The 25002-nt window shown below is 45.5% G+C and carries 21 protein-coding genes and 2 CRISPR repeat arrays; of the genes, 8 read left to right on the plus strand and 13 right to left on the minus strand.

From position 1 onward, the window contains the following. The first annotated feature begins 197 nt into the window (after positions 1-197). Positions 198-700: direct repeats of the CRISPR family, unit length 33 nt; unit sequence ATTTCAATCCACACTCTACGCGTGAGTGACTTC. A 227-nt stretch (positions 701-927) separates the two neighbouring features. Beyond that, the gene (locus tag AC4OGX_RS00805; RefSeq protein ID WP_493327890.1) at positions 928-1113 is read right to left on the minus strand and encodes a hypothetical protein; all 186 of its coding nucleotides are present in this window, start codon (positions 1111-1113) and stop codon (positions 928-930) included. Positions 1114-1503: 390 nt separating this feature from the next. Between AC4OGX_RS00805 and AC4OGX_RS00810 the strand changes: the two genes are divergently transcribed. Both AC4OGX_RS00810 and AC4OGX_RS00815 read left to right on the plus strand, forming a co-directional pair. Further along, positions 1504-2703 (plus strand): helix-turn-helix domain-containing protein, encoded by a 1200-nt coding sequence (locus tag AC4OGX_RS00810; RefSeq protein ID WP_493327891.1) that lies wholly within the window; start codon positions 1504-1506, stop codon positions 2701-2703. Positions 2704-2907: 204 nt separating this feature from the next. Then, positions 2908-5673 carry a family 78 glycoside hydrolase catalytic domain gene (locus AC4OGX_RS00815; protein WP_493327892.1) on the plus strand — a complete coding sequence of 922 codons (2766 nt, stop codon included), beginning with the start codon at positions 2908-2910 and terminating at the stop codon, positions 5671-5673. Between the two features lie 90 nt (positions 5674-5763). Here AC4OGX_RS00815 and AC4OGX_RS00820 read toward each other — a convergent pair whose 3' ends face one another. Together AC4OGX_RS00820 and AC4OGX_RS00825 are read right to left on the minus strand one after the other, a co-directional pair. Beyond that, positions 5764-6261, minus strand: a complete 498-nt coding sequence (locus AC4OGX_RS00820) for a hypothetical protein (protein ID WP_493327893.1) — start codon at positions 6259-6261, stop codon at positions 5764-5766. Positions 6262-6332: 71 nt separating this feature from the next. Then, positions 6333-7133 (minus strand): family 43 glycosylhydrolase, encoded by an 801-nt coding sequence (locus AC4OGX_RS00825; RefSeq protein WP_493327894.1) that lies wholly within the window; start codon positions 7131-7133, stop codon positions 6333-6335. A gap of 324 nt (positions 7134-7457) precedes the next feature. Further along, positions 7458-8164: a CRISPR direct-repeat array (repeat unit 33 nt; unit sequence ATTTCAATCCACACCCTACGCGTGAGTGACTTC). 608 nt (positions 8165-8772) lie between these two features. Between AC4OGX_RS00825 and AC4OGX_RS00830 the strand changes: the two genes are divergently transcribed. The 3 genes from AC4OGX_RS00830 (at position 8773) to AC4OGX_RS00840 (ending at position 10623) form a co-directional block, all read left to right on the plus strand. After that, positions 8773-9345: a TetR/AcrR family transcriptional regulator gene (locus AC4OGX_RS00830; protein WP_493327895.1), complete on the plus strand. Its 573-nt coding sequence runs from the start codon at positions 8773-8775 to the stop codon at positions 9343-9345. 148 nt (positions 9346-9493) lie between these two features. Further along, the gene (locus tag AC4OGX_RS00835) at positions 9494-9988 is read left to right on the plus strand and encodes a flavodoxin family protein (protein WP_493327896.1); all 495 of its coding nucleotides are present in this window, start codon (positions 9494-9496) and stop codon (positions 9986-9988) included. Continuing rightward, entirely contained in the window at positions 9985-10623 is a 639-nt protein-coding gene (locus AC4OGX_RS00840) for an NAD(P)H-dependent oxidoreductase (protein ID WP_493327897.1), read from the plus strand. Before AC4OGX_RS00835 ends, AC4OGX_RS00840 begins: the two co-directional genes overlap by 4 nt. 51 nt (positions 10624-10674) lie before the next feature. Here the strand turns inward: AC4OGX_RS00840 and AC4OGX_RS00845 are convergent, their stop codons facing one another. Next, on the minus strand, positions 10675-12999 hold the full coding sequence (locus tag AC4OGX_RS00845) for a family 78 glycoside hydrolase catalytic domain (RefSeq protein ID WP_493327898.1): 2325 nt from the start codon (positions 12997-12999) through the stop codon (positions 10675-10677). A gap of 283 nt (positions 13000-13282) precedes the next feature. On the opposite strand from AC4OGX_RS00845, the gene AC4OGX_RS00850 reads away from it, so the two are divergent. From AC4OGX_RS00850 to AC4OGX_RS00860, 3 genes are all read left to right on the plus strand, one after another. Further along, positions 13283-14230 (plus strand): helix-turn-helix domain-containing protein, encoded by a 948-nt coding sequence (locus tag AC4OGX_RS00850; RefSeq protein WP_493327899.1) that lies wholly within the window; start codon positions 13283-13285, stop codon positions 14228-14230. Between the two features lie 270 nt (positions 14231-14500). Next, on the plus strand, positions 14501-16741 hold the full coding sequence (locus tag AC4OGX_RS00855) for a PTS sugar transporter subunit IIABC (protein ID WP_493327900.1): 2241 nt from the start codon (positions 14501-14503) through the stop codon (positions 16739-16741). 17 nt (positions 16742-16758) lie between these two features. Then, a complete protein-coding gene (locus AC4OGX_RS00860; RefSeq protein ID WP_493327901.1) occupies positions 16759-17592 on the plus strand; it encodes a PRD domain-containing protein in 834 nt (277 codons plus the stop codon). A gap of 146 nt (positions 17593-17738) precedes the next feature. On the opposite strand, the gene AC4OGX_RS00865 is transcribed toward AC4OGX_RS00860, so the two are convergent. From AC4OGX_RS00865 to AC4OGX_RS00905, 9 genes are all read right to left on the minus strand, one after another. Then, the gene (locus AC4OGX_RS00865) at positions 17739-18449 is read right to left on the minus strand and encodes an HAD family hydrolase (protein WP_493327902.1); all 711 of its coding nucleotides are present in this window, start codon (positions 18447-18449) and stop codon (positions 17739-17741) included. Then, positions 18446-19129 carry an L-ribulose-5-phosphate 4-epimerase gene (locus tag AC4OGX_RS00870; protein ID WP_493327903.1) on the minus strand — a complete coding sequence of 228 codons (684 nt, stop codon included), beginning with the start codon at positions 19127-19129 and terminating at the stop codon, positions 18446-18448. The genes AC4OGX_RS00865 and AC4OGX_RS00870 overlap by 4 nt, the downstream gene beginning before the upstream one ends. Before the next feature lie 90 nt (positions 19130-19219). Next, positions 19220-20272: a hypothetical protein gene (locus AC4OGX_RS00875; protein WP_493328095.1), complete on the minus strand. Its 1053-nt coding sequence runs from the start codon at positions 20270-20272 to the stop codon at positions 19220-19222. A gap of 20 nt (positions 20273-20292) precedes the next feature. Then, complete coding sequence (locus tag AC4OGX_RS00880; protein ID WP_493327904.1) at positions 20293-21174, minus strand: L-ribulose-5-phosphate 3-epimerase; 882 nt, start codon at positions 21172-21174, stop codon at positions 20293-20295. Positions 21175-21188: 14 nt separating this feature from the next. After that, positions 21189-21494 carry a PTS sugar transporter subunit IIB gene (locus AC4OGX_RS00885; protein WP_493327905.1) on the minus strand — a complete coding sequence of 102 codons (306 nt, stop codon included), beginning with the start codon at positions 21492-21494 and terminating at the stop codon, positions 21189-21191. A gap of 75 nt (positions 21495-21569) precedes the next feature. After that, complete coding sequence (gene ulaA / locus AC4OGX_RS00890) at positions 21570-23066, minus strand: PTS ascorbate transporter subunit IIC (protein WP_493327906.1); 1497 nt, start codon at positions 23064-23066, stop codon at positions 21570-21572. A 23-nt stretch (positions 23067-23089) separates the two neighbouring features. Continuing rightward, on the minus strand, positions 23090-23545 hold the full coding sequence (locus tag AC4OGX_RS00895) for a PTS sugar transporter subunit IIA (RefSeq protein ID WP_493327907.1): 456 nt from the start codon (positions 23543-23545) through the stop codon (positions 23090-23092). 39 nt (positions 23546-23584) lie between these two features. Next, positions 23585-24688 carry an L-ascorbate 6-phosphate lactonase gene (gene ulaG, locus AC4OGX_RS00900; RefSeq protein ID WP_493327908.1) on the minus strand — a complete coding sequence of 368 codons (1104 nt, stop codon included), beginning with the start codon at positions 24686-24688 and terminating at the stop codon, positions 23585-23587. Positions 24689-24780: 92 nt separating this feature from the next. Continuing rightward, complete coding sequence (locus AC4OGX_RS00905) at positions 24781-24996, minus strand: hypothetical protein (protein ID WP_493327909.1); 216 nt, start codon at positions 24994-24996, stop codon at positions 24781-24783. Between the last annotated feature and the right edge of the window lie 6 nt (positions 24997-25002).

The raw sequence follows: 25002 nt of genomic DNA on the forward strand, positions 1-25002 counted from the left end.
CACTTAATGCGTTAGTGACTCCAAATGATTACAGACAACAATCAACAATGTATTTGAATAAATATTTTAATCCTCACACAATACTTAAAACAGTTTAGTTGGTCTTCGTCTACATGTTAGTGTTTATATGACTCAAGTCATACTCTACGCATGAGTGACTTCCCTGTGACAATCTGTATGCCGCGGTGTCTAATCTGATTTCAATCCACACTCTACGCGTGAGTGACTTCCAGACCTTTAAAGAGGTGTTTTTAAGTCTTGGAGATTTCAATCCACACTCTACGCGTGAGTGACTTCGCATGATCAGAGACATCATCTGGCAGATTGTATAATTTCAATCCACACTCTACGCGTGAGTGACTTCGAGGTAGGGTTATGGAGGACATTGGAAATTTAAAGATTTCAATCCACACTCTACGCGTGAGTGACTTCAAAATCAGGGATTGTTTTCGTACAATAGGGAGGCATTTCAATCCACACTCTACGCGTGAGTGACTTCAGGGAGGGCACGTCGAGTATTTTAATGAGGTAAGAATTTCAATCCACACTCTACGCGTGAGTGACTTCCGAAAAAGATCTGAATGAGGGTAACATGCATCAATTTCAATCCACACTCTACGCGTGAGTGACTTCGATGACTTTGAAAGAGCAAGGTCAGCACAACAGAATTTCAATCCACACTCTACGCGTGAGTGACTTCAGCAATTCTGCACAATATTTCCCCACCACATTTGTACCATTTTTATAAATTTTATCCTTTTTTCGCTCCAAATGCAACCATATTCAAAAATATCTTCCATTCCTCCGCTCCCAGCACCGTTTTTCTTTCGTTTTCCAGGTGCGAATCGCCCGGTAAATCTATGTTTACTTCACATTCGCACCTGCCATTCTTTCGGAAAGAATAATATGAATTAACTGTCTACTTTATTATAATGTCACAATACTTTCATTCTTTTCCTTTTTCCTCTTCGCAATCTCTTTTTTCATCCCCGGGATTTTCTTCTCAAGGTGAAATCTGCTTACAAGTACAAACATCAGAATAAAGAAAGCGAGCGGTGCTACAATAGAAAATCCATAGACCACCATTTTGGTTGCCGCGAGTGCCACTTCCAACGTGGAATCGTAGCTGACCGCTGCAAGAAATCAGCCGATTAAAGAGGTCCAAGACCGCTTCTAACCTTGCCTTCGAAGCTGGATGCGCTGTTGAGAGGCAGCCACCATTCTGATTCCACATTTATACTCGTTATAATCCATTAACATTGCTGCCATAACACCAGAATGTATTCTTTGTAAAAAGAAGTAGTATATCTGCCCCGATTCCCATTCCAAAACTTACAAGCGAGTTTTTACGCCTAACTTCTTGATATCGGGCCTGTCAGCTTTTATTGCAATATCGTTTTCGATGTTGTAATTTCGTCCTTGTCATAGTAGAAAAAGCATCCTATAATTGGTATTAGTATAAGCGACACTAAATAGCTAATGTTCCACACAAAGGAGATTTGTATGATTACAGATTTAAAGATATTCTGCCAGTTATTTTATGCTGCGACCGCCATCCCAGTCACCTATTATCAGATTTCAACCAATACCTGCTGTTCCTTTCCTTCTATTTTAGAAGATGCGTCTCTCTTTAGAAAGAAACTGCCCGGTTTCCTGCATTTCACAAAAAATCCCGACTTTTTCACCTCCCAGTCTTTTGCTTTTTATGGATACATCAAATCTGCAAAGGAAGATAATGCGATCATAGTCGGCCCGTTATTTAGCACTGCTTTGTCAAAGAGCACACTTCACAGCTTTATGCAGGAATGGGGGATCAGTTTGAACTACAGAGCAGAGATAGAGCAGCTTTTAACTGGCATCCCTCAGATTTCTTATCATCAGTTTCTTAAAATTCTCACTTACCTGCATTTCTGCCTGAACGATGAATATCTGGATGCCGCACAGCACTTTCATCAGGAAGATACAAACAGTAACAACGCGTTTTCTAACCTGCATTCCCATCAGGTAATCGAGGCGAAGGAATCCCGGCGGTTCCATAATACTTACTATTTTGAACAGGGATTAATACAGTATATTCAAAACGGAGAGGTCGAAAAGCTGGAGCTCTTATTGAAAACATCCTCTGAATTATCAGAAGGCATTCTGGCCGACAATTCTCTGCGCCAGGCAAAGAATATTTTCATCACCTCCACGACCCTTGCCACAAGAAGTGCGATTGCAGGCGGCATGGATATGGAACAGGCATACCTGCTCTCAGATGCTTACATCCAAGAGTGCGAAAAGTCACAGGTGATTTCGAACATCTCAACACTGACCTATACCATGCTGATGGACTTTGCTAAGAGAGTTTCACAAAATAAAATGCCGCAGGGAATGTCTCTGGAGGTCTTTGACTGTCTCCAGTTTATCTCCCACCATATCAATGAACCGCTTCAGGTCGGTGATGTGGCTGAACACATTGGAAGAAGCCGCTCCTATCTGGCTAAAAAATTCAAACAGGAACTGGGGTTTGATGTCAGTAATTTTATTATGAGATGTAAACTGGAAGAAGCGAAGAGCCTTCTAACCTATTCCAATAAAACTTTAAGTGAAATCAGCAGTTATCTGTGTTTCTCAAGTCAATCCTATTTCCAGAATGTATTTAAAAAGAAGTACGGTGTGACACCGACTCAGTACCGTAAGAACACTCTTAAAATCAATTAAACTAAGACTGGATCATAAATATTTTGCCCCTGGTATTATTGGAATACATAATTACAGTAATGCGTTTAAAATTACAATCTTTATTTCCTGCCTCCTCCTATAATAGATTTGTCTAAGCCCCCGCTGCAATCGCCGGATACAGACAGGGCTGTACCTGACTCATATACCTGGCTGATTGCCCGCGGGAATAAAGGAGGAACTTTTATGAATATTCAAAATGTAACCTGTGAGTTTACGCATCATCCAATTTCTTTAGACTGTAAGAATCCCCGCTTTTCCTGGGAGATTGCAGCAAAGGAGTCTGATATTTTTCAGACTGCATGGCAGATCGTTGTCACAGACAGGAATCATAGAACCATGTGGGACAGCGGCATCCAGCACAGCTCCATGACTACAGGGATCTCTTACCAGGGCCGCGAATTACAGTCTGCCTCTGCTTATGAATATGAGATCACTGCCTGGACCAATACGGGCATCGAAATCCACAGTGATAAGCACGCCTTCGAGACCGCCTTCTTCGAGCTCTCAGACTGGAAAGCTGCATGGATCGAGCCGGGTCCACTGCCCCAGCTGCCTGTCAATCCGCTGCTTTCTGCGCAGAAGGAATGGGGCGAAACACTGGCGGCAATGATGCGGGGAGAGAACGCAGAAATGAAGCTGGAAGGAGAGATTCTGGAAGACCTGCCCCTTGAACCCTATGATCCTGCCGTGCAGATGCGCCGGACGTTTACTCTTGACAGCCGTTTTGTCCGGGCACGTCTGTATGTCACTGCCCATGGGATTTACGAAATAAAGATCAATGGACAGCCCATTACGGATACCTGGCTCAATCCTGGTTTTACCACCTACGACAAACGCCTGAAATATCAGGTTTATAATGTGGACAAATTCATACATCCCGGTTCCAATGCCATCTCTGTTACGATTGCGGACGGCTGGTACAAGGGCAAAATAGCTCTCGGCCGCGGATGTGAGTATGGCGAGGTTCCGGGACTTCTCCTGCAAATGGAGTTCACCGATGAAAACGGCCAAAAGCAGATTCTCACCTCTGATGAAAGCTGGAAATTCTCCTATCAGGGACCTGTTCGCACCGCCGATCTTTTCCTTGGTGAAACCTATGATGCCCGGCTGGTGGATGGCGATCCTTCCTCATCCTCCTATGATGATTCCGGCTGGCTGCCGGTACATTTACAAGGTGTGCCGGGAGAAGTTCTGGAGGCCCAGATCCATCCCCCGGTCAGAGTCTTTAAGGAATTACCTGCCCGGGAAATCCTGACTGCACCCAATGGGGATACTCTGGTTGATTTCGGACAGAATCTCGCCGGAGTGATCCGCGTCCGTATCCAGGAGCCCTGCGGAACTGAAATCACCTTTGAACATGGTGAAACTTTAGATCAGGATGGGAACTATTTTTACTGTTTCGCCGGAACAAATAAGGAACAAAAGGATACCTATATCTGCGGAGATTCTGAAACAGAAATCTTTGAACCGCATTTTACATATCATGGATTCCGCTATGTCCGCGTAACCGGGGGCACCCATTGGAAAAAGGAGGATTTCACCGCTCTGGCACTCAGTACGGATAACCCGGTAACCGGAAGCTTTCGTTGTTCTGACAAAGCACTGGACCAGCTGCAGAGCAATATTTACTGGAGCCAGCGATCCAACAATATCACGATTCCGACCGACTGCCCGACACGTGAGAAAGCCGGATGGACCGGGGATGTGGTCGTATATGGTGCAACAGCCCTTTTTAATCAGGATATGACTGCCTTTTATGAAGACTGGTTAAAGAGTATTCGGGCAGAACAGAGGGAAAACGGTCATATCCTAGGCACAGTTCCACAGATCAAGAACTATGTCCAGCAGGCATTTGCCGGATCTCTGGGCTGGGGGGATGTCATCCTGACGCTTCCCATGCAGCTTTATCAGTTATGCGCAGACCAGGAGGTTCTGTCAGCTAATTATGAGGCAATGGGAAAATGGATGGACGCGATGGTCCTGGCCGCCGATGAGCTTCCACCAGCTTCAGACACACAGTCAGCTGAATGTGCTGGTGATGAACAGAGAAACAGCCGCAGTCTTGAGAACCAGCATTATTTAATCAATACAGGGTTCCATTTTGGTGACTGGATCATTCCAAGTGTCGTAAACGAAGAAGGCTTTACCGACGGTCCTGCCTCTGCTTTCCTGACTATGAACTATGTAGGCAGTAGTTTGTTAGCTGCTGATGCGGATCTGTATGCCGCTGTCTCTGAGATACTGGGATATTCAGAAAATGCAGAAAAATACCGGAACTATGCCAAAAGAGTGCGCGTTGCTTTTGAAGAGGAATATGTTTCCCCGGATGGACACTTAGGACAGGAGATGCAGGGAAATTACATTCTGGCACTTAAACATCACATGGTTTCCAAAGAAAAGGAACCTCTCCTTGCCAGGCGCCTGAACGAATTAGTTACTGGGAATGGTTTTCGATTGGATACCGGTTTTATGTCCACCCCCCATATCCTGGACATTTTATGTCAGTACGGATATGAGGAGACAGCCTGGAAAGTGCTGATGCAAAGAGAGTGCCCTTCCTGGCTGTATGAGATTGAAAAGGGCGCAACTACGGTCTGGGAAAACTGGGATGCGATCCGCCCGGACGGTAAGCGTGCCGGATGCTCCTTTAATCATTATGCCTTCGGATGTGTCGGTGACTTTCTGTACCGGAGAGTGCTGGGGCTTAAGAATGCAGGCATTGGGTACGACAAGATCCTCATTGCGCCTGAATATTCCTGTCCTCTTGAATGGGCCGAAGGAAGCTATCACTGTGCCCATGGCATGATCGAACTGCGCTGGGAAAAACATGATAACTCCATCCGTATTTCCGGGAAAATACCTCCGAATAGTTCAGCAATGCTGAGATTGCCGAATGGAGAAATGAAGACGCTTGGGAATGGAAAATTTGAAATTGAGACATCCTTCTAAAAGAAAAACGGTTACTCAGCCTTCTGACTGGTAACCGTTTTTCTTCCCTAATTATAATCTTCGATTCTCCATTCGTCCTTCCACTCTATTTTAATCAGACAATACGGTAACTGCCAGCAGTTCCATATCATCAGCTTCTTTGAATCGCAGCTTAAGTTCATACTCGCCCGGTTCCATTGAAATCGGTGCACTCACGGTCTGCATAATTCTCTTTCTACCTGAAATTACTGCCTGACCGGCTTCTTTATCATTGAGATAAACAGAAACCCTGCCGCTTCCGGTACATGTAATCTCAATCCCTTTCCATGGTTTTTCACTTTTAATATAACGGAATACCGTTTCATCTCCAGCCGATATATTGGTCAGTTTTTCTTCAAATCCATATGCCTCATCCACATCAATGTAACAGGTCCCTTTCAAGCCGCACACCTGATATCCCTTGATTTCTTCTCCCGGTGCAAAGGATTCGCCTGCCCCCTGGGAAGTCATTTTTACTTCATCTATGGATCCGTCTTCGTTGATGTAAATTTTCTCAATACAAAGTCTGCGGTTTTGCTGTGTACCTCTGCTGCAGCGATGATAAAACACATACCACTGTCCGTCTACACACTCGATGGAACCATGATTGTTCCAGCTGGCCGGATCACATCCGTCATTATCTATGAGATAATACCTTGGTATCTAAAAGGACCAAGAGGTGACTTTCCCGTCGCATATCCAAGCGCTGTCGGTTTGCCTCGCTCCATATCCGCGTACACATAATAATAAGTGCTGCCGATTTTACGCATGGAAGACCCCTCATGGAAATAATGTGTCTCCTCTGTTATGAGATGATCAACCACCTGTTCCTTCTGAAATGACATCATGTCTTCATTCAGTTTTACCCCGTGTGCAAAGACCTGTCCCCAATAATAATATGCCTGCCCGTCATCATCTATAAAAACAGCCGGATCAATCCCGCCACATGGGAACTGAACCGGGTCTTTGAACGGCCCCTCCGGGCGGTCTGATACTGCCACCCCTTCACTGTTATCCGACATACAGAAGTATAGATAATATTTTCCGTCACGATAGATACAGTCAGGGGCAAAAAGAAGTTCCTTCCCATCTCCTGTCTCACTGCCGCCCTGTGTTGCTGCGTTTTTTTCTTCTTCCGGCATACTGTCGATCATTTTCTGCAGAAACGGGGTCGGATGATACCAGTCAATCCCCGGGGAACGTGCTGCTTCCGGGTCGCCTGCCCACGGCACATCCCCTGCCTGAAAAGAGATTCCATGTACGGTCCAGTGTTTCATATCCGGTGTTGATACCACATGATACTTCTCACTGCAGTATGCTGTATCTAGCGCATCATAGCTTCCATATACATATAGCTTTCCATCCGGCATGACATGGGCTTCGCCGTCCGGGATGTGGTGCTGCAAGGGCAGCAATGGGTTTCTTTGATTTATAAATTCCATACTATAATTCCTGCCTTTCTGCCGGTACAGCGCCTGCTATACAAGCTAATGAGTGCTTGCTTAGAAGGCGCTGTACCAGTTTAGATTATGTGTAATTTAACATGTTTACAGGGGTATGTATTGTAAATTTGACCTGATAATTGTAAATTAGTTGAGTTTAGTAACGTTTTTTGAAAAAAATAGGTATCGCAGAGTCATCAAAATGAATGACTAAGTGATACCTTACTCTATATTTGAAAAACATTAGCCTGATTTTTTATATTAGGACACGCTCTTCACGCAAGTGATTTCTAAAGAAAACTTAGATATCGCCCTCGATACGATATTTCAATCCACACTCTACGCGTGAGTGACTTCGGAACTTCCAGTTGCGTGTCTTGTGCATTCCGGTGATTTCAATCCACACCCTACGCGCGAGTGACTTCAGACATCTTACAGATGTTAAGCGATGCTGCGGCATTTCAATCCACACCCTACGCGCGAGTGACTTCTATAGGTGGACATCCTATTTGGCAAACAAAGTTATTTCAATCCACACCCTACGCGCGAGTGACTTCGTAAGAATTCTTAGCAAGACGCTGGGAGGTGATGGAATTTCAATCCACACCCTACGCGTGAGTGACTTCATAGACCGTCAGTCTTTTTCTTTGCTCACTTCTATATTTCAATCCACACCCTACGCGTGAGTGACTTCTCATTCACTCTAACGACAAACAGGAGTCATTCAAATTTCAATCCACACCCTACGCGTGAGTGACTTCGTACATTCTGACCTATTTGCAGGAGTTGGTGGAGATTTCAATCCACACCCTACGCGTGAGTGACTTCGCAGACGAGGAATATCAGACACCGCATCCGAAGGATTTCAATCCACACCCTACGCGTGAGTGACTTCACCATACGTTGCAAAACCATATCGTTCATCACGGTCAATTTCAATCCACACCCTACGCGTGAGTGACTTCTTTGACCCAACGTAAAACGATACTATACAAGTAATTTCAATCCACACCCTACGCGTGAGTGACTTCAGCAATTCTGCACAACATTCCTCTACCCCATTTGTACTATTTGTATAAATCTTATCCTTTTTTCTTTCTAAATGCAACCAAATTCAAAAATATCTTCCATTTTATTATTTCCACCCCCTCCTTTTCTCCATTTTTCAGGTGCGAATCCCCCGGTAAATCTATGTTCACTTCACATTCGCACCTGCTGTTCTTGCCTGAATAACAAGGTATATCCCTGATGTAGTCAAAGGCCTCGCGTAAAAGGACGCTTGATTTTACGAAATACACTGTTTATACCTTATCAAGCTGGAATTCACGTATCAGTGCGGATACAACATCTTCCGCCGATCTGCCGGACATATTGAAGTGGTATTTGACATTTTTAAAAACAGAGCCATACCACGCCAGATCTTCCTTGATTTCTTTTAAATAGTGAGTTCTATGAGCATTTTTATAGTCATCATCTTTGTAGATGTTATCATTTTCATCACTGAAAACAAGTCTGTCAAAAATATTCTTATTTCGCTATCTAAAGTTAACTTTTTCTGTATAAACCTTGACAAACATGTAGAATAAGTTTATTCCGACTATAACAATTAATAATAGTCAACAAAAAGGAGAACAACATTATGCCCAAAATTGTTTCGGAGGAAGAGCGCAGTCTAGTCCGGGATGCAATGTATAATTCCACAATCGAACTTATCCGGAAGAAAGGAATCCGAAAAGTAACCGTGGATGATATTACAGAAGCAGTAGGGATCAGAAAGGGCGCGTTTTATATGTACTATCCGTCGAAGGAGGTTTGCATTTATGAAGTGCTAAAGCAGAACGAGAAGGAACTGTTTACACGCATGGAATCTATCATGCAGGGAGATTTGCGTGACAGGGACCGCTGTGCCAGACTACTCAGAGAAGTTTTGCTTTCACCCGACAGCCTGCTGCTGTTTTTGTCCCCTATAGATCTTGAAAATCTACTGCGGAAACTGCCGGCAGAATTTAGAGAACGCGAAAACAGGAAGTCTGATGATTATTTTCAGAGAAGTCTCAGACTACTGAACGTGGGGAATGACAAAATGGAGGCGGTCGCGATGCTGACAGACTGCTTAAGTGTTGTTGCTTCTAACGAAAAATTCAGTGAAAAGGGAAAGCAGGAGGCACTGGACGTGCTTGTGGCGGCTCTTGCAGATTATATTTCAACCTAATATCAGGAATTCCTGTAACTGTTCAAAACCTAACAGTTGCGAAGTCTTTCTCTTCCACAGATGGGAAGTAAAACAACTACACATTGATATTATGAAGAGCTGCACCCTGAGAAATTACCGGGCGTGGATAAAAAAAGGAGAACAACATATGAAGACTATAATCGTAAATGAACGAGAACATATTCCGGTTCCGCCAGATTCGGTTCCATCAGACGTTACTTTCGTACTGGATCTTACATCGAGAGAGATTAAAGACTGCCTGGGCTGCTGGACCTGCTGGATGAGGACGCCGGGGCGGTGCGCATTTCATGATCTGGATGATTTTTACCGCGCGTATCTGCATGCGGATAAAGTTATTTTTTATATTGGCGTATCCTGTGACTTTGTAAGCGGGAAGTTAAAGACGCTGTTTGACCGGATGATCCCTCATTTTCTGCCTTATACTAATTATGTTACGGGAGAATCCATGCATGATACCCGCTATGAGCATTACCCGGAGATTGAAGTTTCTTACAAGGGAGTGTTTGAAAGCCGTGAGGCTCAGATCCTGTATGAAGAGTATCTGAACCGTGTCTTTTATCAGTTTCATAATCACAGAATATCGATTCACCCGGAAAATGAGGAGAAGGAGAGGACAGCATGAGAACTCTGATTATAAATGGCTCCCCGCGGGGAAAGAATGGCAACACAGAGGTATTCATCCGGCAGTTTTTGGAAGGTGTGGGTGAAGAATATCCGGTCAGGTATGTGGTAAAAGAAGATCCACTTATGCTTGCAGAAGTGATTCGCAAATATGATACGGTATTGTTTTTTATGCCTTTATATGTACATGCGATGCCCGGTATTGTGATGAAACTGTTTGAACAGATGAAGACGTGTCGTGAAGGGCAGAGGATTGGCTTTGTGGTGCAGGCCGGTTTCATTGAAGGGGCACAGGCACGGTTTTTAGTGCGGTACTTAAAGCAGTTTGCCGGACGGCTTGGATATGAGTATCTTGGTACTGTAACCAGGGGCGACGCGGCCGGGACTACGATGATACCGGGGATTTTAAACAGAAAGCTTTTTGCCCTTTTAAGGGAATTGGGGGCTGGATACGCAGTGGACGGGCGGTTCAACCGGGATACGGCAGCTTCCCTGGCAGGAATTCATGAGATTTCATCCCAAAAAGCGAGAGTTTTGACATTCCTAAATAAGATCGGAGCGGACCATACAATCTGGAAAAAGTTCTGGCGGGACAACGGACAGAGCACACATGGGATGGACCGCCCGTTTATTTGAATGATCATGGGGAGTGTGCTCAGCACTCCCCTCTCTCTATTTCTTTCCTTTCTATGACACTTCGTATGTACATTCGAAATCTTCTGTATTCTTCGTGATCCGTATTCGCTGTCCGTCCGGAAGAACGGCAGAGGCACTGACAGACTCCGGGATTTCAACGTGAAGAAGGAACTTTCCGTCCTTTTTCTCCCAGTGGGAGACTATTTTTCCTCTTACACTATGATATTCTGCCTTTGCCCATGTCAGGCTTCCACCCGGAATTGGTCTGATCTCGATTTCTTCAAACCCTGGTTTCAGCAGGTGAATTCCGCAGCAATATGTAAACAGCCAGGATAAGGCAGCTCCCGGTGCATAATGGTTCTGGGAATCCAGAGGCACTCCTTTTTCACTGACTCCATACCAGTTCTCCCAAGTCGTAGTGGCCCCTTTATTGACTTCATACAGCCATCCGGGACTCTTCTCATTTTCCAGGATTTTATATGCAGTATCCGAATGTCCGTATTGACTGAGTACTGCAAGAATCTGATACGTCGTCAGGAAACCTGTCCCGATCCTATATTCATTTGCCCCGGCCATATTCGCGAGATCATCCATCAGTTTCTGACTTTCTTCACGGGTAGTCAGCCCCATTGCAACCGGTCTTACATATTTACACTGCCTGTCTGGTTCCGCGATACCATGAACAACAAACTCCTGCCGGTACGCATATTTAATTTTTTCAGCCAGAGCCCTGTACTCTTCTGCTTCGTCAACCTTTCCCAGTATCTCTGCCATCTGTGCTACCTGATTGACAGTATTGTACCACCAGCCTGTGGCAACTTCCTCGTCCGGGTTAGTAAACCCGCGCATTGCTTCCTCTGTCATGACAGCCCCGGGTTCCAGCCATTCGCCGTAATGATAACCCGTATCAAGGATGTAGTCGTAATATTCATCAGGTTTCGACTCATGGGCCGGATTTCTCCTCTTCGCCCGTTCCCGGTTAAAAGCAACAAACTTCTTCAACGGTTCATATGCAGTTTCTATAAAGCTTTTATCCGCATAAAACCGATACAGTGTCATTGTTACATTGCTCAACGCATCTGACCAGCCTGCACTGCCTGATGCGATGGGATTAAAATCATGTCCCATAAGTTCAAATGGAATCTGAGGTACGATATAAGGCAGATTTCCATCCTCTCTCTGCAGACTAATGAAGTCGTTCAGCCATTTGCGCAGAAACTTTCTTACATCTGTATAGAAAGCTGCCGTCTCTGAAAATACATTGATATCTCCGGTCCAGCCTGCCCGTTCTCTGGTGGGGCAGTCCGTCGGAATATCAACAAAATTAGATTTCTGGCTCCATTTTGAATTTGAAACCAATTGATTAATTTTCTCATTTGAACACTGGAAAAATCCTGTCTCCTTTACATCTGAATAGACCGCAATAGAAACAAAATTTTCCGCCTTTATCTCTTCCGGCCAGTTTTCCAGCCTGGCATATCTGTATCCACTGATCAGGAACTGAGATTTATAAGTCTGCGTGCCTTCCCTTAATATATAAGTCAGTTTTTGTCCCAAATCACCATTAAATGGATCACTTCCCTCTGTTACAAGGTTTTTCAAAGTGAAATTCTTATTCTCATCCAGGACCTCTCCCATCGTCAGACTCACTTTATGACCTGCATGTCCTGTAACGGTAAACTCAATATGTCCTGCAAGATTCTGCCCAAAATCAAGAATCTGCTCTCCGTCAGGAGTCACAAGTACTTTGGCCCGGAAATGCTCATGCTCGATGACAGCCTCTCCCTCCTGCGGCACAATATCCCCCTCGTAATTTCCCTGCATGCACTCATGCCACATGCTGTCATCGTAATCGGGGCAGTTCCATCCGGTAAGCTCTTTTTCCGCATCCACTGTCTCATAAGTCTTGATGTCATTCTGCCGGATTGGACCGTCCTGAGTTGCTTTCCAATCTATATCCGAATGGATGAGTATCCTTTCCTGATCTGTTTCTATCTCCAGTACTGCCGCTAAAGCTGTTTTTCTGCCATAGTATCCCCGCTTGCTTGTCATCCCCAGACATCCCCGATACCAGCCGTCACCTAAGATGACACCAATCGCATTTGTTCCTTCTGAAATCATTTCTGTAACATCATAGGTCTGGTATTGAATCCGCCTAAAATAATTCGTATATCCTGGAGTGAGGAGCTGATTCCCCACTGCTGCCCCATTCAGAAAGGCGTTGTACACCCCCAGTGCCGTGATATGAAGCATGGCCTTTTTTGCATTTCCCGAAACTACAAATTCCTTTCTGATATAAGATGCTGGCTGCAAGGTATTCACATCTGGTTCTGTCAGCTCCGGCTCAATAAAATTAAAATTCACTTTGTTATTCATTTTTACCTCCACATTTTTGTTGTTACAGTTCACTCGTCAATCAGTTCACGTAGATTTCGTGCTTGCACGAAAATCTACGTGGACCGATTGACGAAGGGAGCGCCCCATTATGAGCAAAAGTAAGCTACTACGTAGCTTAAAAGCGCCAAAGGCGCGATTTTGCGAATGGCGCGAGTGAGCAGTAACGTTTTGTTGATTCTTGCTAATTATAACTAAATAGTTACTTGTTTTTAACAACTTATTTTGCTATCATTGTGTCATTAATTGCTGTATGGAGGTTTTTATGTTTGATCACATTGCCATGTATCACCACTACCATAAAGTTGCCGTAGGGCATCAGAATATTGCACAGCTTGCAGATGAAAAGTATCTTGTTTCCGTCGCTGACGCATTACAGTCACAGTTTAATATGTCCGGCGATTTTGCTATTCTCCTGCCCCATCCAACTTCTGAATATACCAAGGAAAACCATATCTTCTTTCAGTTGTTTACCTATATGGAAAGTGATTCCAATTATTATACAAGGCGTCAAAATTACAATTCCTTTTTGCTTATGTATACTTACTCAGGTCAGGGAGTTCTAAACTATAAAGGGAAAAAATATCATCTCCGGAAAGGAGACTGTTTCTTGATTGACTGCCGTGAATTGCATGAATATTATACTGAGGGGACATCCTGGAACCACAGTGATCTACATTTCTGGGGAAAACCTGCCCTCCTTTTATACAAAGAATTTGCCGACTTAGGAACACCGGTGTTTCAAAATATTTCTTCTAGCATTTACAACAGCAGGCTGGATCATATCCTGGAGATCTATACGAAACCCTCTGCTCACAGAGATATCATCATATCATCCAACATTGCCGAGCTGGTTGCTTTCATTATCGAAAAGTGTGACAGTGAACCTCTGAATACTTCTCCCGATGCCATCCGGTATCTGGTAAAATATATGGAAAGTAATTATATGAAGCCTTTAGATCTGAATGAGTTGTCCAGGTTCTCTGGTCTGAGCAAATATCACATGTCGCGGGAATTTAAGAAATATACCGGGTACTCCCCTCATAATTATCTGATTGAGCAGAGACTTTCACATGCAAAGATGCTGCTCGAGAGTACTTCTCTTGCGGCATCCAAAATTGGTGCACTCGTGGGAATAGCAGATGAACACCGGTTCTTCAAGCTGTTCAAAGAGCGGACAGGAATGACACCTTCGGAATACAGAAAGAGGTGATCGTACTTCTCTATAAGCTGAAGAAAAAATCAGTGCTTGACAAATCTCCTTTCAGATGATAACTTATTTTTAGATATAGTATGTAACTCATTCGAGGCATTCACTATACATAACATTTTGGATGTTTATGTGTGTGGATGTCTTTTTATCTTTTCACAGATACTTAAATCTGCTGATAAGGCAAAAATCCTTTCCTTATCCCCCACGGATGATCAGGCATATCCGGATACATAACATCCCATAAAAAAGGATGAGTAAAGGAGAATGATTATGAAAGACAAGATTTTTAGTGTTTTACAGCGTGTCGGCAGAAGCTTTATGCTCCCGATCGCGATCCTTCCGGTGGCAGGGCTTCTGCTGGGAATCGGAAGTTCATTTACCAATGAGACGACGATCGCCATGTACGGACTGGAGGGGATCCTGGGCAACGGCACGATTCTGCACGGTCTGCTGGTGATCATGAACAAGGTGGGCAGTATCGTATTTGATAACCTGCCGCTGATCTTTGCGGTAGGTGTGGCAATCGGAATGGCAAAGAAAGAAAAAGAGGTCTCTGCATTATCCGCCGTGATCGCGTATTTTGTTATGAATACCGCCATCAATGCCATGCTGGTGATCAATGGTGAGATTCTGAAAGACGGAACCATCGCAGCAAATGTACTGGAAGGCACCATCTCTCCCTCCTGCGGAATACAGACGCTGCAGATGGGCGTGTTCGGCGGTATTATCGTAGGGCTTGGGGTAGCTGCTCTGCATAACCGTTTTTACAAGATCGCACTTCCCAATGCCCTGTCCTTCTTCGGAGGAACCCGGTTTGTACCGATCATTTCTACGATCGTATATATGTTTGTGGGAATCGCGCTTTATTTTATCTGGCCTGCCGTACAGAATGGAATCTATGCACTGGGCGGACTTGTAACCGGCAGCGGATATGCCGGGACACTGGTATTCGGACTGATTAAGAGAGCACTGATCCCGTTCGGACTGCACCATGTATTTTATATGCCGTTTTGGCAGACCGCAGTGGGCGGCACCATGGAAGTGGCCGGACAGATGGTTCAGGGAGGCCAGAATATCTTCTTCGCACAGCTGGCGGACTCGGCAAATGTGGCACATTTCAGTGCAGACGCGACAAGATACTTTTCAGGTGAATTCATCTTCATGATCTTCGGACTTCCGGGTGCAGCTCTTGCCATGTACCGCTGTGCAAAACCGGAAAAAAGAAAAGCAGCAGGCGGGCTTCTTCTGTCCGCAGCACTGGCATGTATGATGACCGGAATCACAGAGCCGATCGAATTTTCCTTCTTATTCGTAGCCCCGGCCCTTTTTGCAGTACAGGTGGTACTGGCCGGCTCTGCCTATATGATCGCGCATATGCTCAACGTCGCCGTAGGACTGACATTTTCCGGCGGACTTTTAGACTTCTTCCTGTTCGGGATTCTGCAGGGGAACGAAAAGACAAGCTGGCTTCGGATCATTCCGGTGGGAATTATTTATTTCTTCCTGTATTACTTTATCTTCACCTTCCTGATCAAGAAGTTTCATTTCAAAACACCGGGACGCGAGGATGATGATGTGGAGACAAAGCTTTACACAAAGGCAGATGTCAATGCCCGCAAAGAAGGTGCTGACCGCAGCGGAAATGCTTCCGGCACCGGAGCACTTTCTAAGGAGGATGCACTCAGCCTTACGATTACCAGAGGGCTTGGAGGAAAACGCAACATCAGTGATGTGGACTGCTGTGCAACCAGGCTGCGCTGCACTGTGATCGATCCCAAGAAGGTCAATGATTCCCTGCTCAAATCAACGGGAGCTTCCGGCGTGGTCCACAAGGGAAATGGAGTTCAGATCATTTACGGACCACACGTAACTGTGATCAAATCGAACCTGGAGGATTATTTGGAAACTGCCGCAGACGATCTGAATGACGAACTTGGCAGTATGGAAGATAAGGTCAATAATGGTACTGTGGAAAATAGTGATGCAAAAAATGATGCGGACAAAGGACCGGACAGCTTGGCAGATACAGATAAAGAAGCGAACGTCGTAAAAACAATCACGATTTCCAGTCCTATAAGCGGAATTGCCGCCGATCTGTCCGAAGCGCCTGATGAGGCCTTTGCAGAGAGAATGATGGGTGACGGCGCAGTGGTGACTCCGCTGGATGCGATCGTGCGGGCACCGGAGGATGGCGAGGTATGTTTCGTTTTTGATACCAAGCATGCCATTGGATTCATGACCGATACAGGAGTCAGCCTCCTGATCCATATCGGCATCGATACAGTGAAGCTGAACGGAAAAGGTTTCGAAGCATTTGTTGAGAACGGACAGAAAGTGAAGAAGGGTGATCCGATGTTAAAGCTCGACCTGGATTACCTTAAGGAAAATGCTCCTTCTGTAGTTTCTCCGATCTTATGCACCGAGCTTGAAGACAATCAGAGAATCCGCCTTTTAAAGGACGGTGAGATCAAGGAGGGCGAGGCGCTTTTTGCCATAGATTTCCTTGCATAGAAAATGGATGGTGAGATATGTATAGAATAAGAAAGATTTTGAACCACAATACGGTCATCGTGATCAAAATGGATGACAATCAGGAATACCTGCTCATGGGAAAAGGGGCAGGGTTCCAGAAAAAGGTCGGGGAACGGATCGAACAACGGGAAGGCGATACGGTATATTCCCTCACAAAGCTGACTGAACGGGGAGATGCCAGGGAGATCATTAAGTCAGTCTCCCCCGTCTGCCTGGAGCTTGCAAATGAAATACTCAATGAGGCCGAAAAAGAGTTCGGGAAGATCGACCGGGCGATCCTGTTTCCCATGGCGGATCACATCGAATATGCGGTTGCCCGGATCAAGAACCGCGAACAGATCAGCAATCCTCTGACCGACGATATCCGTGTCCTGTTTTACAAAGAGTATAAAGCAGCACAGTGTATCATCCCCCTTCTTCTAGACAGAATGAAGGTGAAGATCGATGAGCACGAAGTGGGATACATCGCGCTTCACATCCACGCGGCTATTGAAGATGAAAAAGTCTCCCAGGCGATGATGATCACTCGTGCCGTCAGGGAGTGTATCACCATGGTGGAGGAGCAGACCGGGAAGAAAATCGATGTCATGTCACTGGCCTATAACCGGCTGATGAACCACGTTCGTTACATGGTGGCACGTGCCCTGAAAAAGGAGCGGATCAAGCTGAACATGAATGATTATATGGAAGTGAAATTCCCGGAATCATTCAAAACCGCTGCCGCCGTCTGTGAGGAAGTCGGGCGCAGCTTAAAGTGCACCCTGGACGAGGTGGAGATCGGATATCTTGCTATGCATATCGAGCGGGTCGCAAGTGATGAGGTATCTTAGCACTATAAAATCCAAAAGAACATCCGCTAAGAAAGTGATTGCTTTCTTAGCAGATGTTCTTTTTTATAAAAGCTCATTCAACTATGGAGCGGCTATCCTGTTAAAATAACCAAAGCGGAATTTTTCGCTCCGCCTCTCTGTTGAAGCTAAATCGTCAGATTCCCGATCCTGATCTTCTCTCCCCTGATACATTCCTCATAAGATTTCATACACCACTCATCTCCCCAGCCCGGAGCTTTTGAATATTTACTGTAGCATGCAGAATACATGCCTGCGGCACAGGCCCCTGCCACATCCTTCTTCCAATTGTCACCGATGAACAGACATTCTTCTGCCCTGCATCCGGCTTTTTCCATACAGAGATGAAAGATTCTCGAATCAGGCTTATCACATCCCGCCTCCTCGCTTGTGACCACACTGTCAAAGTACTCTGCCAGTTTAAGAACCTCCAGCTTTTTATTCTGGATATAGGAGGTCATATCTGAGCCGATCCCTAAATAGATCCCTTTTGCCTTTAACCTGATGAGCAGAGCTTCTGCTCCCGGCTCAGCAGCTGCATTGTTTAAAACGGTATCCCAATAGATCTGATACAGCCTTGTCCCGTGGGGGTAGATCGGCTGCTTAAGGATCTCCAGTGCATTCTGGAAACGGATCTGCCTGTTATGGATGGCCGGACTGTCAAATCCGATCCTGGCGCCGATTCTCTCCTGCGCCTTCTTTGCTGCATCCTGCCAGACATCCGGCCCTATCCCTAGATTTTCATAGACATACCTCTCTACTTCCCTGGCTGCCAGCCTGCCTGCTTCGGTAAAATGGTAAAGTGTATCATCAATATCAAAAAATACTGCCTTGATCATTGTCCGTAATAAGCATTTTCTCCGTGCTTGCGGTAGTAATGTTTATCCATCAATTCCTGCGGGGCCGGGCCGGCTTCCTGATTGATCATCTCACATCTTGCAGCCATCTTGGCAACCTCCTCTAAGACAACGGCATTATGTACTGCTTCAAGACCATCCTTTCCCCAGGTAAACGGGCCGTGGTTTTTACAGAGCACCGCTGGCATTGCCTCATAATCATTGTTCTGGAACTCCTGAGCGATCAAAACACCTGTATTTACTTCATAAGCCTGAAGTTCTTCCCTGGTCAGATTCCTTACACAGGGAACTGTACCGTACAGATAATCCGCATGGGTCGTGCCATAGCAAGGGATGCCTCTCCCCGCCTGTGCCCAGCTTGTTGCCCAAGAAGAATGAGTATGCACGATGCCGCCGATCTTGGAAAATGCCTTGTATAATTCCACATGGGTCGGCGTATCTGAAGATGGGTTATAATGTCCTTCTACCACGTTCCCCTCCAGATCCACAAGCACCATATCCTCGGGCCTGAGCTTGTCATAATCCACACCGCTGGGTTTGATCGCAAAATATCCGGTTTCTCTGTCTATCTCACTTACATTTCCCCATGTAAAGGTAACAAGACCGTATTTCGGAAGAAGCATGTTTGCTTCATATACCCGTTTTTTCAGTTCCTCTAACATTGCTTAAATCTCCTTTTCACCTGCTGTACCTGTGTTTTCTGAATCCCGGAGGACGCATTTCCAACAGATACCGCAGTTATTAAAAAAGTTTTATTCCTCATTGGCCGTATACATAGCGACCTCATCAGTCTCTCTGTTTGCTGCGACTAAAATATCCCTGCCATCCTTTGAGATCCTGAGTACATTTGCAGGACCGCAGTCCTCATCAATGATCTCCGCCTGATAGCCTTTTGTATCATCGTTATATGTAAATACAATCAGATTACGTTCTGCCTTCCGGTGTCCGATCACAACGGTCTGCCGCCCCCATAATTCGCCTCCGTAGATGGCATGGGTAAATTCGGCCGGTTTCTCATAATCATAAATCTTTTGATAATTTCCTTCCTGCTTCTTGTATATCGAAATCTGATCGCCATGGAACGGAGACAGCACCGCCAGTTCCTTCTCGCCATCGCCATCCAGATCTACCAGGACCGCATCACTTGCCGGTGTATCCAAAAGGGTTCTGATCTCCCATTCTTCCCCGGCCGCATTCGGAGGGATGAACTGGAATACGCCGTTATCGCAGGAAATCACACAAGTATCTGTGTCATTTTCTTTTACTCTGTAGTACCCGTGATTCTTCAGCATGTTGTCTTTTATCACGGTGAGCTCCAGCTGGTTTGATTCATCAAAACCGCTCAGATCGTTCGGAAGTACAGCTGCATAGACTTTTCCCGGGCAGCTCCAGTCATCTTTAAATTCGTGTCCTGATTTAAGTGCACAGGCTATGAGATATCTTACGCCGTTTCTCTCCACAATATCAAACCGGTGTACATGCGGCAGATCCACTAAGGTCCTGACCTCCCAGTTTCCTTTAGAGAGCGGGGTCACGATCACGATCTTTGCTTCCTTTGAATCGTTCGGAGAATAGAACTTATGTGTCGCCAGGAACTGTCCGTTGCTTCCCGGCACCTGCACCATGCTCATTACTCCGCCCGGCTCGTTCCATACGGTATCCACTTCGTTCCCGTCCAGGTCAAAAAGGATGCATCTGTCCACCTTTTCCGCAGCGACCAGGAAATAATCCTGTCCATTATAGTTCAGCGGTGCCAGGGAATAACACTTATTTAAATTTGAAATTACTTTTTTCTCAATTTTCACGTTCAATCCAACCCTTCCTTTTACTCATTGTCCTGTCGTCCATCGCCCTGACTTTTTTCGGCCTGACGTTCCAAAATCTCAGTAAACATATCATGCGCGTTCTTAAGATCTTCCTTCCACTCTGGGTTTCCTGTATACCAGAATTCTGTCACGAATTTTCTTACCCCAAGTTTCCAGGCCGCTTCCGCTGCACCTTCAAAATCCACATGCCCGGTTCCAAAAGGGATCTCCCTGAATTTTCCGGGTACAGTCTCCTTTAAATGCATGGCCACGATATGCCCTTTCCCTAGGGTGAGGTCTTCCAATACATCTGTCTGATATGTCTTGGCTGCATTCGTGATATTGCCGATATCAGGATATACATTCAGATAAGGAGAACCCACAAGTGTCACATATTTCATCGCCTTTTCCACCGTGTTCATGAAATCGTTCTCCATAGTTTCAAACCCAAGAAGGACTCCATATTTCCCAGCGGTCTCTGCCGCTTTCTTAAGGTTCTCCAGAAAACGCTTCTTCGTCTCCAATGTGGACTCTTCATAATATACATCATATCCGGCAAGCTGGATGATCCGAATCCCCAGATCATCCGCAAGACGGACTGCCTTTTCCATGATCTCCATGCCTCTTGCACAGACCTTCGGATCACTGCTTCCAAGAGGATATTTCCTGTGTCCGCTCAGACACATTGTTCGGATCGGTACCCTTGTTTCTGTCATCAAACGCACCAGCTCCAGGCGCTCTTTAGCTGTCATATCCAGCCTTTTTAACTTTTCCTCTGTCTCATCGATGCTGATTTCCACAAAATCAAAGCCTGCCTCTTTTGCACAGAGTAATTTTTCCTTCCATTCCAGCCGGGGCGGCATGGATTTTTCATACAGCCCCAGTGTAAATGCTTTTGTCATCTTATCCACCAGCCTTAATCGATAATTCCATTCTCTCTCATCTTGTCTTCGATCTCTTTTGCGGACATGATATTTCTAAGACCGATCACCTTTGTGCCCTTTTTCTCAGCATCCTTGAACATATTTGCAAAATTCTGTGCACAGAATACCACATCATACTGTACAGCAGCTGTTTTTCCTTCGGAAAGTGCACAATGGTGCACCTTCCCCGGCTTTAAGCCCACTTTATCAAGTACTTTCTGCATCGTCATCTTCATCATTAAACTGGAACCTGCTCCGTTTGCACAACATACCATAAAACTTACATTCTCTTTACTCATTTTTCTTCTCCTTTTCTTTCTTTCGAATTTAACATTTTTTCTATACTTCTTATTCTTATTTCCTGTTCTTATTTTTTACTCTGCAGCAGCACCCTTCTGGCGTGCTTTGATCTCTTTATACTCTTCGTAATCCTCTGTCATCTTGAAGTACCCTTCTTTATCCAGTCTGTACTGAATCTGCGGGATCACTGCAAGTGCAATGACAACCACTACGATACCTGCGTAGCTTAAGAACTTCATCACTCCTGTCATGACCGGCCATACAACTGCCCAGTCCCACATTCCGATGTATCCGCCGTACGCTGCCATTCCGACCCAGCCTGCGATCAGCGCAGAACCGAATACCTGGCAGAGCCCGGAGATGAACGGAAGGATCAATGCGGCCTTGATACCGCCTTTTTCATTGGCAAAGATACCGATCGTTGCATTGTCGAAGAACACTGGCACGAATCCGCAGATTACAAGTACCGGGCTCTTTAATACGATCAGTGCCACGATTGCTATGATCTGTCCTGCAAAGCCTGCCAGGAATCCAAGCGGTACTGCGTTTGCAGAACCAAATCCGAAGATAACTGCGCAGTCAACTCCCGGGATAGAGCCTGGAAGCAGTCTGTCAGCGATACCCTGGAAGGAAGCTGTCAGCTCTGTAACGAAGGTTCTGACTCCAAGCTGCAGAATCGCCAGGTACACTGCGAAGTAGAGACAAGTCTGGATCACGTAGAATACCATGCTGGCCCCTTCTGCCAGGAATCCGTTTTCTGTCAGATAATCTCTTCCCAGCACTACCAGGATCGCACCAAAGAAAATCAGCATCAAAATGGAGGTGCAGACCATGTTTTCATTGAAAATGGACATGAATCCCGGAAGCTCGATATCATCGATCTTCTTCACTTCTTTTCCGTTTTTCTTCTTTCCGAACAACTTTTCAGCTAACCAGTAGTTCAATGCTACACCAAACATCTGCTGGTGTGCCAGACAGAAGCCTGCACCATCTGTAACCTCCTGGCACGGCTTGATCGTCAGGTTGGCGCCCACTGCCCAGTAAAGTCCGAGCACGAGTGCCATAACAATAATCATCCCGATATCACTCTTTAATAAGAACGGACATGCGAACATGATCAGCCAGTATGCGATCGCGGCCTGCTGTACCTGTACATGACCTGTTGTAAACAGCGCACGCATCTTTGTATATTTACTGAAACGAACTAACAGGATGTTTACGATAAATGCGATCAACAGAAGGATCATGGCCTGGCCGAAGCCTTTTCCAAAAACCTCTTCCACCCCTGCCGTTACCGCGTTCTGTCCAAAATAAGGGTCGATTACCATGGCATCCAGATTAAAACGGTCCTTCAATCCACTGAGTACCGGACGGAAGTTGCTGACCAGCCCATTTGAACCAACTGCCAGGATGAAATACCCTACGATCGCCTTGATGGCACCTGCAAGTACGTCATACCATGGTTTCCTTAGCAGCACATACCCGATGACAACGATCAGACCGATCATAAATGCGGGCTGCTGCAAAATATTTGTTGCAAAATATTCCCATATTTTCATTAACATTTCCATTACTTCTCTCCCTTTCCTCTTCCCTAGTCAACGTATCTCTTCTGAAGTTCCAACAGATCTTCCGGGGTCCTGGCTTCCTTGAGAGCTTCCAGCAGTTCTTCATTCATCAGCATCTCAGAGAGTCTGGACATGTTATCTAAGTGCTGCTCCGGGTTGCAGGAAGCCAGTGTAAAGAATAACTGTGCATCCTTTTCCGGATCTCCCGGCTCAAAGCTGACCGGTGTCTCCAGCTTCATGAAGCTGACTGCTGTCTTATTGACCCCTTCTGCCCCCTCCTGGGAATGAGGCATCGCCACATTGGGTACGATCACAATGTAGGGACCGTATTTTTCTACACATTTAATAATGTCCTCTTTATAATTGTCTTCTACCGTGCCGTCAGCCTCCAGCGGCTCACAGCTCATGCGGATGGCATCCTTCCAGTCCTTTGCCCCTTCCGCAAATTTATAATGTTTACTTTCTACAAATTCTCTTAACATAATGTGCCTCCTGTTCGATTCGACCTGATAGATACTATTTTACAGGCAGGAGCGGAACGGAATGTTCTGCGGTGCCTCAAAGCAGTCCTCGAATCCTCTTCTGTGATGATAAGCCTTCTTCTCTTTGTCTGCCGGGTATGTATACTTTCCGCCTACTTCCCAGAAAAATGGGTGGAACTGATAGTCCAGACGGTCTTTCTTCATATCATAAAGGACTCTGATCTCATTAACATCTGCCATGAAATTCGTCCATACGTCATAGTGGATCGGGATCACAACTTTGCATCTGAGTGCTTCCGCCATACGCAGGATATCGCAGGAGGTCATCTTATCTGCCATTCCGACCGGATTCTCTCCATAGGAACCAAAGGCTACATCCACATCATAATCCTTTCCATGCTTTGCAAAATAGATGGAGTAGTGAGAATCACCGCTGTGGTAAATATTTCCGCCCGGTGTCTTGATCAGGTAATTGACTGCCTTATCATCCATGTCTGTCGGGCACACACCTGTCAGCTCTTCTCTGTCCGGTCCCTGGGAATCTGTGGTCACGATACAGGTTCTGTCAAAGGAATCCAGTGCAACGATCTCTAAGTCCTTGATCTTAATGGTATCACCAGGTCTTACTGTAATGCATCTGTCTGCCGGAACTCCCCATTTCTGCCAGAGCTCTACGGATTTCTTCGGTCCGATGAATGGAACCGGAATTTCCTTCCCGTTTTCATCCACGGTTGTCAGTCCGCTCTGGATCACGTGTGCTGCATATTCTGCACTCATGTGGTCCTGGTGGTAATGGGTTGCAAGCACCGCATCTACCTGCTTGATCGCAAACGGGTCGATAACAAATGGAACTGCTCTCAAATTCGGCTGCATCGCTCTTGCCCCGCACATATTTGCCATCTGGTGTCCCGGCTTCATCTTTCCGTCCCCGTGGGTCCGTTTTCCGTTTCCGCACCAGAGATCGATCGTAATGTTACATTCTTTTGGTGTCTTGATCCAGAGTCCTGTGCATCCAAGCCACCACATTGCAACGTTTCCTGGAGCGACCTTTTCCGCCTCGATTTCTTCGTTCAGCCAGGTTCCCCATTCCGGGAAAGTCCCCATGATCCAGCTCTCTCTTGTGATCTCTTCTACTTTACTCATAACTTAATATCCTCCTATTTTTAAACTTTTTAAATTAATTTACTTTAGCCTTATCACATCCGCGTCCGGATATTTTCTTCATAAAAGAAACTTTATTCTGCTTTGTAAACCGGTTTCTTTGTTTGTGAGTTCATCATAGCATCTGGAAATGTGAAAGAGAAGTCCAGGAAATGTATACTAAATGTGCAAAATTTTGTACAGGGCATTGAAATTGAAAAAACGGCGGCCCTGACTGTTTCGTCAAAACCACCGTTTATTCCCGTTATTTCCCTGTTTTCTCTTATATTCTTCTTTGAAAGCTTGTTCACCGCCGT

Source organism: Faecalicatena sp. (assembly GCF_058819085.1).

Bases quoted from the DNA above. Each gene is read 5' to 3' on its own strand.
- AC4OGX_RS00810 (WP_493327891.1), top strand. From the start codon at position 1,504: ATGATTACAGATTTAAAGATATTCTGCCAGTTATTTTATGCTGCGACC.
- AC4OGX_RS00815 (WP_493327892.1), top strand. From the start codon at position 2,908: ATGAATATTCAAAATGTAACCTGTGAGTTTACGCATCATCCAATTTCT.
- AC4OGX_RS00825 (WP_493327894.1), bottom strand. From the start codon at position 7,133: ATGGAATTTATAAATCAAAGAAACCCATTGCTGCCCTTGCAGCACCAC.
- AC4OGX_RS00830 (WP_493327895.1), top strand. From the start codon at position 8,773: ATGCCCAAAATTGTTTCGGAGGAAGAGCGCAGTCTAGTCCGGGATGCA.
- AC4OGX_RS00835 (WP_493327896.1), top strand. From the start codon at position 9,494: ATGAAGACTATAATCGTAAATGAACGAGAACATATTCCGGTTCCGCCA.
- AC4OGX_RS00840 (WP_493327897.1), top strand. From the start codon at position 9,985: ATGAGAACTCTGATTATAAATGGCTCCCCGCGGGGAAAGAATGGCAAC.
- AC4OGX_RS00845 (WP_493327898.1), bottom strand. From the start codon at position 12,999: ATGAATAACAAAGTGAATTTTAATTTTATTGAGCCGGAGCTGACAGAA.
- AC4OGX_RS00850 (WP_493327899.1), top strand. From the start codon at position 13,283: ATGTTTGATCACATTGCCATGTATCACCACTACCATAAAGTTGCCGTA.
- AC4OGX_RS00855 (WP_493327900.1), top strand. From the start codon at position 14,501: ATGAAAGACAAGATTTTTAGTGTTTTACAGCGTGTCGGCAGAAGCTTT.
- AC4OGX_RS00860 (WP_493327901.1), top strand. From the start codon at position 16,759: ATGTATAGAATAAGAAAGATTTTGAACCACAATACGGTCATCGTGATC.
- AC4OGX_RS00865 (WP_493327902.1), bottom strand. From the start codon at position 18,449: ATGATCAAGGCAGTATTTTTTGATATTGATGATACACTTTACCATTTT.
- AC4OGX_RS00870 (WP_493327903.1), bottom strand. From the start codon at position 19,129: ATGTTAGAGGAACTGAAAAAACGGGTATATGAAGCAAACATGCTTCTT.
- AC4OGX_RS00880 (WP_493327904.1), bottom strand. From the start codon at position 21,174: ATGACAAAAGCATTTACACTGGGGCTGTATGAAAAATCCATGCCGCCC.
- AC4OGX_RS00885 (WP_493327905.1), bottom strand. From the start codon at position 21,494: ATGAGTAAAGAGAATGTAAGTTTTATGGTATGTTGTGCAAACGGAGCA.
- ulaA (WP_493327906.1), bottom strand. From the start codon at position 23,066: ATGGAAATGTTAATGAAAATATGGGAATATTTTGCAACAAATATTTTG.
- AC4OGX_RS00895 (WP_493327907.1), bottom strand. From the start codon at position 23,545: ATGTTAAGAGAATTTGTAGAAAGTAAACATTATAAATTTGCGGAAGGG.
- ulaG (WP_493327908.1), bottom strand. From the start codon at position 24,688: ATGAGTAAAGTAGAAGAGATCACAAGAGAGAGCTGGATCATGGGGACT.